Origin of the sequence: Parvibaculum sp. (genome assembly GCF_002684405.1) — a bacterium.
GTDB lineage: Bacteria > Pseudomonadota > Alphaproteobacteria > Parvibaculales > Parvibaculaceae > Parvibaculum.
In genome coordinates this window covers 1-11241 of the sequence record NZ_NYVD01000096.1, presented here as the reverse complement: position 1 = coordinate 11241, position 11241 = coordinate 1, and the positions used below count along the sequence as shown (strand labels likewise).

Sequence of the window (11241 nt, the reverse complement as noted above, 5' to 3'; positions counted from 1 at the left end):
GCCCAGACCAACGGCATGTCGGTGCAGCAGACGCTGGAAGACGGCATCAAGGGGTTTTGCGGTCAGGAGGTGCGCGTGGCGGGCGCGGGGCGCACCGATGCGGGCGTTCATGCGCTGGGCCAGGTTGCCCATATCGATCTCGAAGATGAGGTCCGGTCCGACACGCTGCGCGATGCGGTCAATGCGCATATGCGCGGCCATCCGGTCGCCATTGTCGAGGCCGAGCAGGTGCCGGACAGTTTCGAGGCGCGTTTCGGCGCGATCAGGCGGCATTATCTCTACCGCATCGTCAACCGCCGCGCGCCGCTGACGCTGGATGCGAAACAGGCCTGGCTCGTCCATCGCCCGCTCGATGCTGAGGCCATGCATGACGCCGCGCAGGCGCTGATCGGCAAACACGACTTCACCACCTTCCGTTCCATGCAGTGCCAGGCGAAATCGCCGGTCAAGACCATGGACCGCATTACCGTGTCGCGCTACGCGGAGGAAATCGAGATTACCTGCGAGGCGCGCTCTTTCCTGCACAATCAGGTGCGCTCGATTGTCGGCACGTTGAAACTGGTCGGTGAGGGAAAGTGGACGCGACGCGACGTGGAAAAGGCGTTGAACGCGAAAGACCGCGCCGCCTGCGGACCGGTCTCCCCGCCCGACGGGCTTTATCTCGTGCGCGTGGACTATCCGGACTGAACGCCAGGCCGGTCCCCGGCTTCGGTCCCCCGGGGGGGGCTGCGCTATGCGGCGCTTGCCGTCACGCCGGGCATGAGGAGCCAGCCGACCACCTGGCTGACGGTGATGTTCAGCACGAAATCGAACAGGATGAGCGCAAGGGCGATTGGCGGCTCCGCGCCGAAAACCGTGCGCGCAATCTGCCAGCGATACCAGCCGAGCAGCGTCCATGCCGGCATCGTCAGCATCGTTGCCACCGCCCCGGAAATCGCGCCGAGGGAAAAGAGGGCGAAGGGAACCGCCATCGCCAGCGCCGTGAAGAGCGTTCCCCAATTATAGGTGACGATATAAGCGCCGAACGAGTTGACCAGTCCAAGCCGCTGCGAGGTCGGGATCATGGCGAAAAGATAGAGCGCCCAATGCAGCAGCGCCCCGACGATATAGGCGCCGGTAAAGGTACCCAGTTCCGCGTTGGTTTCGACACCGAACTCCGTGGCCATACGCCACAACGCCGTCGCGGTAAGGAAATAGACCGGAATGGCGAGAAGCATGGCGAAGAAGGAATTCACCACACCATAGCCGTCGATGCGGAAACAATCCCGCGCGCTGTCCTCGCGGAGCGTGAGACGCCACGTGCCGACCAACGCATTCCTGATTTCTTCCGCGCCGGGCATCGGAAAACTCCTCAGTCCGGCTGGACGGCGAAATAGCCGCGCAGAATGGTTTCATAGACATCTGCGAGCCGGGAGATGTCGTCCACCAGTGCGTTCTCGTCCGTCTTGTGCATGGTCGCGTTGGGCAGGCCGAATTCCACGACCGGTGCGTAGGCGCGGATGAAACGCGCATCCGACGTACCGCCACTCGTTGAAAGCTCAGGTGTTTCGCCTGTCGCCTTCGCCACCGCGTCTGCAACGAGGGAGGAGAAAGCCCCCGGCTCCGTGAGAAAGGCCTCGCCGGAAATCTTCGTCTCGAATTCGTAGGTTCCGCCCGTTTCCGCCGTCACCGCGTCGAACACGCTGCGCATCCACTCATCGAGCGATGCACCGCTATGCTCGTCATTGAAGCGGATATTGATCTGCGCCCGCGCACTGCCGGGGATAAGATTCGTGGTCGGATTGCCGACATCGACCGAAGTGATTTCAAGATTCGACGGCTGGAAGTGGTCGTTGCCCTCATCCAGAACGCGCGCATTGAGGCGGCGCAGCATTTCCAGCAGGCGCGGCACCGGATTGTCGGCGAGATGCGGATAGGCGACATGGCCCTGCACGCCGCGCACGGTGAGCCAGCCATTGATGCTGCCCCGGCGGCCGATCTTGATCATGTCGCCAAGCGCCTTCACGCATGTCGGCTCGCCGACCACGCAATGGGAAAGCGTTTCGTCCAGCGCATCGAGCGCCTTCAGCATCTTCACCGTGCCGTTGACACTCGGCCCTTCCTCATCGCCCGTGATAAGCAGGCTCACCGAGCCCTTGATGTCTTCGGCTGACAGGCGCGAGACAGCGGCGATGAAGCAGGCAATGGCGCCCTTCATATCGGCGGCACCCCGGCCGAAGAGGCGGCCGGCCTTGATTTCGGCGGCGAAGGGATCGACCGACCAGGCGGAGGCCTCGCCCACCGGCACGACATCGGTATGGCCGGCAAAGCAGAAATTGGGCCCGTCCGAGCCCAGCCTGGCGTAGAGGTTGTCCACGTCCGGCGTGCCCGTTTCGGAAAACGGCATGCGCTCGCAGGTAAAACCGAGCGGCGCGAGATAGCGCTCCAGCACGCCGAGCGCGCCCTTGTCCTCAGGCGTGACGCTGGGACAGCGGATCAGCTCGGCGGCGATTTCGACCGGATCGTAGGGGGCGGCGGGCTTTGTCATGGCCAAATGCTCTACCCGCTGCGTGAGGCCCGGTCAAATGGCCCTCAGGTGCGCAGGAGTTCGTTGATGGAGGTCTTGGAGCGGGTCTGCGCATCCACCGTCTTCACGATGACGGCGCAATAGAGGCTCGGGCTCGGCGAGCCGTCCGGGTTCGGTTTGCCCGGCAACGAGCCCGGCACCACGACCGCGTAGGGCGGCACCTTGCCGATATGAACCTCGCCCGTGGCGCGGTTGATGATCTTGGTCGAAGCGCCCAGATAGACGCCCATGGAGAGGACCGCACCCTCGCCCACGATCACGCCCTCGGCGACCTCGGAGCGGGCGCCGATGAAGCAGTTATCCTCGATCACGACCGGATTGGCCTGCAGCGGCTCCAGCACGCCGCCAATGCCCGCGCCGCCCGACAGATGCACATTCTTGCCGATCTGGGCGCAGGACCCCACGGTCGCCCAGGTGTCGACCATCGTGCCTTCATCGACATAAGCGCCGAGATTCACGAAAGAGGGCATCAGCACCACATTGGGCGCGATATAGGCGGAACGGCGCACCACGCAGTTCGGTACGGCGCGAAAGCCCGCCGAGCGGAATTCGGTCTCGCCCCAGCCGTCGAACTTGGAGGGAACCTTGTCCCACCAATTGGTGTCCTTGCCGGGGCCGCCGGGAATAGCGGACATGTCGTTGAGGCGGAAAGACAGCAGAACCGCCATTTTCAGCCATTGATGGACGACCCATTCGCCGCCTGACGTATTGGGGAATTTCTCCGCGACGCGGGCCTCGCCCTTGTCCAGCGCGCCAAGCGCTTCGTCCACCGCCTCGCGCACTTCACCTTTGGTGGCCGAATTTACCTGATCGCGTTCTTCAAAGGCGCGTTCGATGACGGGCTTCAGATCGGCAAGGCTGGCGCTCATGTGGCGTGCTCCCAAAAGGCTTTAAGGAAAGGGCTGGCGCAAGATAGCGGCGGGCCCTTTCCTGTCAACCGAGGGAGAGAGGGGCGGCTCAGGCCGCGGCGGTTTCCGCCAGCGAAATGGAGGGGACGGCCTCGACGGGGCTCGTATCGTCATGCCGCACGGGGCGCGGCTCGCCGAAGAGATAGCCCTGGCCGTATTCGGCGTTCAGGTCGAGGACATTCACCACTTCGCGCTCCGCCTCGATTTTGTCGGCGATGAGCTGGATGCCGTTGCGCTGCAAAAGCTCCTTCAGGTCGCCGGCATGGATATCCCCGCTCGCATTATTGTCGAGCAGCGTCTGGCCGGAGACCTTCACGAAGCGGAAATTCCGGTCGTAAAGCTGGGCCGGATCGAATTTCAGGCTGGTCACCTGGTCCATCGAGAAGCGGAAACCCAGCTCGGCCAATGCGTCGAGGCTTTCCTGTTCCAGTGGCCCCAGCCCGTTCACCGTGCTCTGGCTGAATTCGAAGATGATGTGATGCGCCAGGTCGCCGTTGTGCCGCATATAATCGATGAACTGCGGGAAGAAATCGGAATCGAGCAGCGAGAAAGCGGAGATGTTGCAGAAGATGCCGGCCTTCGAATTGCGCTGCATCAGCTTGCGGACCACCTGCACGCAGCGGAACAGCAGAATGTTGTCGACCGTCGGCATCATGCCGGCGGGCTCCGCCACTCTCATGTAATCGCGCGGCATGATGAGCGCACCTTCATCGGTGCGCAGGCGGGACAGCGCTTCATAGAAGACCGCCTTGCGCTGCGGCAAGGTCACGATGGGTTGCAGATAGAGATCGACGCGGTTCGTCTCCAGCGAATGCCGGATCGTGTCGAGAAGCTCCGTATCGTCCATTTCTTCGATGGGCATGACCGGTACCGGCGGCGGTGTGTCGCCTTCCGGGGCCTGGCGCGGCGCTTCATTTTCAGCGGGCAGGGCGGCATCGCCCGGCATGGCGAGGCCGCGTGTTTCGGCGAGCCTTTTCACCAGGGATTCGACGACGCGGATTTCCGAGAAGATGCGTTCCATCCGCTCCTGCGTCTCGCGCTCGAAGCGTTCTTCCAGCTCCACGATGCGGTCGCCGGCCCTGTCGAGATCCTGCGCAAGCTGGGCGGCGTGCTCGGACAGCCCGTCCAGTTCCTTGCGTACTTTCTTGCGCTCGATACCGCGCGCGATGGCGCTATGCGCTTCCGCGCCGAGAAGGCAGGCAATGATGCCGCCCAGCGTCGCGAGTTTCGGATCGAACCCGCCAATGGTCATCAGCCCGTAGCCGACCCCGATGGACGGCACGATATAAAGACCGGTAGCGACACCGTTGAGGATGGTGGTCTTGATAGACGGCATGAGTGCCCACCCCTTTAACCCAGTTGCCCAATGCGGCCGGTTCCCAACTCGATTGCCCAATCGAATGGCCGCAGGAATTCACTCTCCCTTCACCTTAAGGAGCGAGGGCTTGCCAATCCGTTAACCAAAAGCGGCGGATTTAGCCGGGCATAGGAGGCGGCACCCGGCCCATGCTAGGCTTTTCCCAGCAAACGCGAAGGAGGCCGTCATGACCGCATATCAGTTCGAATTCCGTACCATTCGCGGCGAGGCCCTGCCGCTTTCGAGCTTCGAGGGGCAGCCCGTTCTTGTCGTGAACACGGCAAGCCAGTGCGGGCTCACGCCGCAATATCGCGAGCTGCAGGGCTTGTGGGAGCGTTACAAGGGCAAGGGCCTTGTGGTGCTTGGCGTCCCCTCCAACGATTTCGGCGCGCAGGAGCCGGGCACGGAAACGGAGATCGTGGAGTTTTGCGAGGTGAACTATTCCATCGACTTTCCGATGACCGAAAAGCAGGTGGTGATTGGCGGCGAAGCGCACCCCTTCTACCAATGGGTGATGGAGATCGCGGGCGAGGACGCCGCGCCGAAATGGAACTTCCACAAATATCTGATCGGGCCGGAAGGCGAACTCGTGAATGTCTTTCCCAGCAAGATGAGCCCGCTCGACGCAGCGATCGTGGATGAGATCGAAAGGCTCCTCGGCGCATGAGCTACGCCGCCGTCGCGCGCGAGCTGGCGCGCTACAACAGATGGCAGAATGAAAGCCTTTCAGGCACCTTGTCCGGCATCGAGGAAAAGGAATTGCAGAGGGATCGCGGCATGTTCTTCGGCAGCATGCTGGCGACGCTCGATCACATCCTTTTGGTCGACCGTCGCCTGATGGCGATCATCCGTAACGAAGAGACGCCGGTCTTCGATCCGAAACAGCGCATCGCGAAAAATCTGGTGACCTGGCGCGACTTGCGGACGAAGGAAGATGACCGGATCATCGACATAGCCGACAAGGCTGAAGAGGACTGGTTCGACGAGATGGTCGGTTTTACCGTCAAGCGTATCGGCGTGAGCCTCAATAAGCCCCGATCCGTCTTCTGGTCGCAGCTCTTCAACCACCAGACCCACCACCGCTCGCAGGTAACGAGCGAGCTGCGGCATATGGGCGTCGATTACGGCATAACGGATATTCCGTTCAATCCCGATAGCCTGTTTCCCCGGACATGAAAAAGGCCCGGCATCGCTGCCGGGCCTTTCGCATTTCATGTCGCGCCGATCAATTGTTGGTCAGCGGCGAGAGACGGATTTCCACGCGGCGGTTCTGTGCGCGGCCTTCCGCCGTGGCGTTGGAGGCGATGGGATTGGATTCGCCCATACCCGTCACATAGAAGCGACGGCTGTCGAGCCCCTGACTGACCAGATATTGCGCGACGCTGTTGGCGCGGCGCTCGGAAAGCGCCTGATTGTACTGGGCGGAGCCAGTGGAGTCGGTGAAGCCCGCCACGTCGATCAGCGTCTTGTTGTATTCCTTCAGCACGATCGCGACCGAGTTCAGCACCTCATAGAAGTTGGAGCTGATATCGGAGGAATCGGTGGCGAAGGTCACGTTGCCCGGCATGTTCAGGATGATGTCGTTGCCGACGCGCGTTACGCTGACGCCCGAATTGCGCAGCTTGCGCGTGAGTTCGGCTTCCTGTCGGTCCATGTAGTTGCCGATGGCACCGCCCGCCAGCGCGCCGACGCCCGCGCCCAGCAGGATGGCGTTCCGGTTGGCGCCGCCGCGGCCGATAAGCGCGCCGCCGATGGCGCCTGCGAGGCCGCCCAGAAGCGCACCCTTCGTGGCGCTGCTGGTCTGCTGTTCGCCGGTATAGGGGTCTTGTGTGGTGCAGGCCGCCAGCCCCAGCGACGAGCACACCGCCACGATTGCGAATTTCTTCAGTATCATCATCAAGCTCCGGTTTGGGGAGGCCGGACACGCTCGCATGGCCCGGCTCCCGAAATATTTCCTGTGCCGTGACTACAGGCTGCCCCGAAAGGCGCAACCCCGAATCCCTTGTCACGCACCTCTGTTCATTCGCGTCCCCCGGCGAGCCGTAAGCGGCGGCGCCGTCCGTCGGCAAATTCCTGCGCATGGCCGTCGCGGCCCTGTGGAATTGCCCTGCGCTAGTGTACAAAACCATGCCGGTTTAGGCGACAACCCATATTGACGTTTGCTCATGGCAGAATGTCGACAATCGGGGTACCCCCCGGCAGGGTAGGTCACCGGGCCGTTTATGCCCGGACAAGGAGCGGCCGGATGCAAGGGCCGCCAGCTAAAGAGGGAGCGAATTCATGTCTCTATTCGATCTGACGGGCAAGGTTGCCGTCGTCACCGGTTCGACCCGGGGTATCGGCGAGGCCATCGTCCATCGCATGGCCGAGCAGGGCGCCAAGGTGGTGGTGTCGAGCCGAAAGGCGGATGCCTGCGAAAAGGTCGCCGCCGACATCAACGCCAAGCATGACGGTGCGGCCATCGCCGTGCCCTGCAACATTTCCGAAAAAGCCGACCTTCAGCGTCTGGTGGACACGGCGAACGAGACCTTTGGCAAAATCGACATTCTGGTCTGCAACGCCGCGGTGAACCCCTATTTCGGCCCCTCGAAGGACATTCCCGACGAGGCTTTCGACAAGATCATGGACGTGAATGTGCGCAGCAATCACTGGCTGTGCCACATGGTCCTGCCTCAGATGGTGGAGCGCAAGGACGGGGCGGTCATCATCGTCTCCTCCATCGGCGGCCTGAAAGGCTCGCCCATTCTCGGTGCCTATTGCCTGTCCAAGGCGGCGGACTTCCAGCTTGCGCGCAATCTCGCGGTGGAATTCGGCGAACACAATATCCGCGCCAACTGCATCGCGCCGGGCCTCATCAAGACCGATTTCGCCCGCGCGCTCTGGGAAGATCCGGACATTCTGAAACGCTCCACGGCCGATGCGCCGCTGAAGCGGATCGGCCTGCCGGACGAGATCGCCGGCGCGGCGGTTTTCCTGGCAAGCCCCGCCGGTGCCTTCATGACGGGCCAGTCGGTCGTCGTGGATGGCGGCGCCACCATCGCCTGAGGAAACAGATGACAGATCGCCCGCTCTATATCCGCCCCTTCACCGCAGGCGACCGCGCGGCCTGGGACGAGATGTGGGCGGGCTATCTGACCTTCTACGAAACATCGCTGGAACCTGCCGTCTCCGACGATACATGGGAGCGCTTTCTGGAGCCCGCGCCGGGCCATCTGGGGCTGATGGCGCTGGACGAGGAGATCGGCCCGGTCGGTTTTGCCCATGCGATCATCCATCCGGGTACATGGAGCCCGAGGCCCGTCTGCTATCTCGAAGATCTTTTCGTGAAGCCCGATGTCAGGGGACATGGCGTCGGACGCGCGCTGATCGAGTGGCTTGCCGAGCGCGGCCGCGGGGAAGGCTGGCTGCGCATTTACTGGCAGACCGCGCAGGACAACGTCCGCGCCCAGGCGCTCTACGACAAGCTCGCCAAACGCACCGACTGGCTGCGCTACGAGCTGGACCTCTAGGCCCGGATCGGCCCGCTAGTGACCGGGCGGCGTTTTTCGGTCATTCTCCTCCCCAAATCGCATTGGAGGAGGACGGAGATGAAAAGCGTAGTCGTGACGGGCGTGTCGAGCGGGATCGGCCGGGGCGCCACCAGGGTGCTCGCCGAAAACGGCATCCATGTTTTCGGCACCGTCCGTAAACAGGAAGATGCCGACGCCCTGAAAAAGGAATTCGGCGACCGGGTCACGCCGCTCATCCTCGATGTGACGGACGAGGCGGCGCTGAGGCAGGCCGCTGCGGAAGTGCGCGAGAAGCTCGGCGGCGAAAGGCTTTTCGGCCTCGTCAACAATGCGGGCATCGCAGTGTCCGGCCCGCTTGTGGAAATCAATCCCGACGATGTGCGCACGCAGCTCGAAGTGAATGTGATGGGGCCGCTGCTGACCACGCAGGCCTTTGCGCCGCTGCTCGGCACCGATCCGGACCTCAAGGGCGAGCCGGGCCGCATCGTCAATATCAGCTCGGTGGGAGGCAGGCGGGCCTTTCCGTTCCTCGGTCCCTATTCGGCCTCGAAATTCGCGGTGGAAGGCATGTCGGAAGCGCTGCGGCGCGAACTCATGCTTTTCGGCATCGATGTCATCGTCGTCGCGCCGGGCGCGGTCAGGACCAATATCTGGGACAAGGCGGAAGAGATTGACGTCACCCCCTATTCGAACAGCCCCTATCTCGACATCCTCCAGAACTTCCAGACCAATTTCGTGGCGCAGGGGCGGCAGGGCCTCAAGCCGGAATATCTGGGCGAGGTGATCCTGAACGCGCTGTCGGCTCAAAGTCCCAAGACGCGCTATGAGGTCTCGCCCGACCCTTTCATCCAGCAAATGATGACGCGCTACCTGCCGCCACGCATGCTGGACAAGATGATCGCAAAAATGCTCGGCCTCAAGCAGAAGAAATAAAAGGGTTTTTCAGAGTGCGTTTCGCCTGACGAAATACAAAAAGGCGGCGCGTGACATATGAACGGCCCTGACGGAACCTCTCCCCGCACCAGACATACAATTGCAGGGATGGAGACCGATGGCCGACCTTCTGGAAACTTCGGCGCGCTTTATCGACAACGACATCTATGAGGGCGCGGGGCTTATCAACCGTCCCACCACCGAGTTGTCCGAGGTCGGCGACGGCATCGCGCTCATCGAGGCGTTTTCCCATGTGGTGACGTTCCGCACCGGCGACGGCCTCGTGCTTTTCGATACGAGCCTCGAAGCCTTTGCCGATGGCGTGAAGAAATCGCTGCGCCGCTGGACCGACGAGCCCGTCTCCAACATCTGTTACACCCATGGCCATGCCGACCATGTGGGCGGCACGGGCTGCTTTCTCTGTGAGGCGCAGGAAAACAAGGCGAAGAAGCCGCGCGTCATCGGGCATGAAAACGTGGTCCCGCGCTTCCGCCGCTACGAACTGACCAACGACTACAATTTCACGATCAATGCGCGCCAGTTCGCCCCCGCCGAAGAGCTGCGCATGGGCGAGGGCTCCGGCCCGACGCATCGCCGCTTCGGTCCCGACCCCTGGGTGAACCCCGACCTCACCTTCCGCGACCGCATGTCGTTCAAGGCGGGCGATACGAATTTCGAGCTGCATCACGCCATCGGCGAAACCGACGACCATCTCTGGGCCTGGGTGCCCGAGCACAAGGCGATCTGCTCCGGCGATTTCGTGACCTGGGTCTTCCCCAATGCAGGCAATCCGCAAAAGGTGCAGCGCTATCCGCTGGAATGGGCCAATGCGCTGCGCGCCATGATGGCTTATGAGCCGGAACTGCTGCTGCCCGCGCACGGGCTTCCCATCGCGGGCAAGGCGCGTATCGCCTCCGTGCTCGACACCATCGCCAGCGCATTAGAAGAGATCGTGAGCCAGTCGCTTGCCATGATGAATGCGGGCGCCAGGCTCGACGAGATCATCCATTCGGTGAAGCTGCCCGCCAGCTATTTCGACAAGCCTTACCTCAAGCCCGTCTATGACGAGCCGGAATTCATCATTCACAATATCTGGCGGCTTTACGGCGGCTGGTATGACGGCAATCCCTCGCGGCTGAAGCCCGCGCCGGATGCGGCGGTGGCCGCCGAAATGGCAGCGCTTGCCGGGGGCAATGCCGCGCTCGTCGCACGGGCTCGAGAGCTTGCCGAAAAGGGCGAGATGCGTCTGGCCTGCCATCTGGCGGAAATGGCCGCGCTGGCCGAGCCCGACAGCCGGGAGGCACATGCCGCTCGTGCCGAGGTTTACGGCAAGCGCCGCAAGGAAGAAGCCTCGCTCATGTCCAAGGGCATTTTCGGGTTCGCCGAGCGCCAGTCGAAGCAGAAATCGGGCGCCAACGACTAGCCGAAAGACCAAATAAAAACCCCTCGCAGGGGGGAGCTGCGAGGGGCTTGATATCGGAACCGGCCTGAGGGGGAGGGGAGGGCCGATCCCGGTACTATCAGAGGGAACAATTCATAGGTGGGTTGCACATCGCGCCCTCGCAAGGGGCCGGAAGAGGCAAAGGGTCTGCCAAAGTGTCGCACCCCTTTCAGCCCTGTTTTCCGGCCTTTTCCGTCGGTTTAGCCCGCCCGGTCCAGCACGTTCCGGAACTTTTCGAAAATCTCCGCGACATGGGATTCCTCCGCGATCAGCGGCGGCGACATGGCCAGCGTGTCGGCGGAGACGCGCAGCATGATGTTTTCGTTATGGAACGCATCGCGCATGACGTCGAAGCCGCGTTTGCCGGGCAGCCCGTCCACCGGCGCGAGGTCGAAACCGACCGCAAGGCCGATGGTGCGGATGTCGAGCACCAGCGGGTGATCCTTGAGCGCCATGGCCGCTTCCGCGAATTTCGGCTCCAGCGCGCGGGCGCGTTCGAAAAGGCCTTCGTCCCGATAGAGGTTGAG

General features: G+C 62.6%; 12 protein-coding genes and 1 pseudogene. 7 read left to right on the top strand and 6 right to left on the bottom strand.

Translation table 11 applies throughout. The features are described from left to right. Positions 1-687: tRNA pseudouridine(38-40) synthase TruA (truA, locus tag CMI59_RS08630; RefSeq protein ID WP_293327296.1), on the top strand; the 687-nt coding region annotated here is incomplete at its 5' end. A 44-nt stretch (positions 688-731) separates the two neighbouring features. Here truA and CMI59_RS08625 read toward each other — a convergent pair. The 4 genes from CMI59_RS08625 to CMI59_RS08610 form a co-directional block, all read right to left on the bottom strand. After that, a complete protein-coding gene (locus tag CMI59_RS08625; protein WP_293327294.1) occupies positions 732-1340 on the bottom strand; it encodes a hypothetical protein in 609 nt (202 codons plus the stop codon). Between the two features lie 11 nt (positions 1341-1351). Further along, positions 1352-2527, bottom strand: a complete 1176-nt coding sequence (gene dapE, locus CMI59_RS08620) for a succinyl-diaminopimelate desuccinylase (protein ID WP_293327292.1) — start codon at positions 2525-2527, stop codon at positions 1352-1354. Between the two features lie 44 nt (positions 2528-2571). Continuing rightward, positions 2572-3435 carry a 2,3,4,5-tetrahydropyridine-2,6-dicarboxylate N-succinyltransferase gene (gene dapD, locus CMI59_RS08615; protein WP_293327290.1) on the bottom strand — a complete coding sequence of 288 codons (864 nt, stop codon included), beginning with the start codon at positions 3433-3435 and terminating at the stop codon, positions 2572-2574. A gap of 88 nt (positions 3436-3523) precedes the next feature. Beyond that, the gene (locus CMI59_RS08610) at positions 3524-4810 is read right to left on the bottom strand and encodes an EAL domain-containing protein (protein WP_293327288.1); all 1287 of its coding nucleotides are present in this window, start codon (positions 4808-4810) and stop codon (positions 3524-3526) included. A 208-nt stretch (positions 4811-5018) separates the two neighbouring features. Here CMI59_RS08610 and CMI59_RS08605 point away from each other — a divergent pair, with 208 nt between their 5' ends. Both CMI59_RS08605 and CMI59_RS08600 read left to right on the top strand, forming a co-directional pair. Further along, the gene (locus CMI59_RS08605; protein ID WP_293327286.1) at positions 5019-5498 is read left to right on the top strand and encodes a glutathione peroxidase; all 480 of its coding nucleotides are present in this window, start codon (positions 5019-5021) and stop codon (positions 5496-5498) included. Continuing rightward, positions 5495-6007, top strand: coding sequence for a DinB family protein (locus tag CMI59_RS08600; RefSeq protein WP_293327284.1), 513 nt, complete (start codon positions 5495-5497; stop codon positions 6005-6007). Before CMI59_RS08605 ends, CMI59_RS08600 begins: the two co-directional genes overlap by 4 nt. A 49-nt stretch (positions 6008-6056) precedes the next feature. Here the strand turns inward: CMI59_RS08600 and CMI59_RS08595 are convergent, their stop codons facing one another. Continuing rightward, on the bottom strand, positions 6057-6722 hold the full coding sequence (locus tag CMI59_RS08595; RefSeq protein ID WP_293327298.1) for an OmpA family protein: 666 nt from the start codon (positions 6720-6722) through the stop codon (positions 6057-6059). Positions 6723-7111: 389 nt separating this feature from the next. Here CMI59_RS08595 and CMI59_RS08590 point away from each other — a divergent pair, with 389 nt between their 5' ends. From CMI59_RS08590 to CMI59_RS08575, 4 genes are all read left to right on the top strand, one after another. Next, positions 7112-7876: an SDR family oxidoreductase gene (locus tag CMI59_RS08590; RefSeq protein WP_293327282.1), complete on the top strand. Its 765-nt coding sequence runs from the start codon at positions 7112-7114 to the stop codon at positions 7874-7876. A gap of 8 nt (positions 7877-7884) precedes the next feature. Continuing rightward, complete coding sequence (locus tag CMI59_RS08585; RefSeq protein WP_293327280.1) at positions 7885-8340, top strand: GNAT family N-acetyltransferase; 456 nt, start codon at positions 7885-7887, stop codon at positions 8338-8340. Between the two features lie 78 nt (positions 8341-8418). Then, positions 8419-9273, top strand: a complete 855-nt coding sequence (locus CMI59_RS08580) for an SDR family oxidoreductase (protein WP_293327278.1) — start codon at positions 8419-8421, stop codon at positions 9271-9273. Positions 9274-9391: 118 nt separating this feature from the next. After that, positions 9392-10696: an alkyl sulfatase dimerization domain-containing protein gene (locus CMI59_RS08575; protein WP_293327276.1), complete on the top strand. Its 1305-nt coding sequence runs from the start codon at positions 9392-9394 to the stop codon at positions 10694-10696. A gap of 218 nt (positions 10697-10914) precedes the next feature. On the opposite strand, the pseudogene CMI59_RS08570 reads toward CMI59_RS08575, so the two are convergent. Beyond that, positions 10915-11241: pseudogene (locus CMI59_RS08570) on the bottom strand (aspartate aminotransferase family protein); the annotation flags it as partial.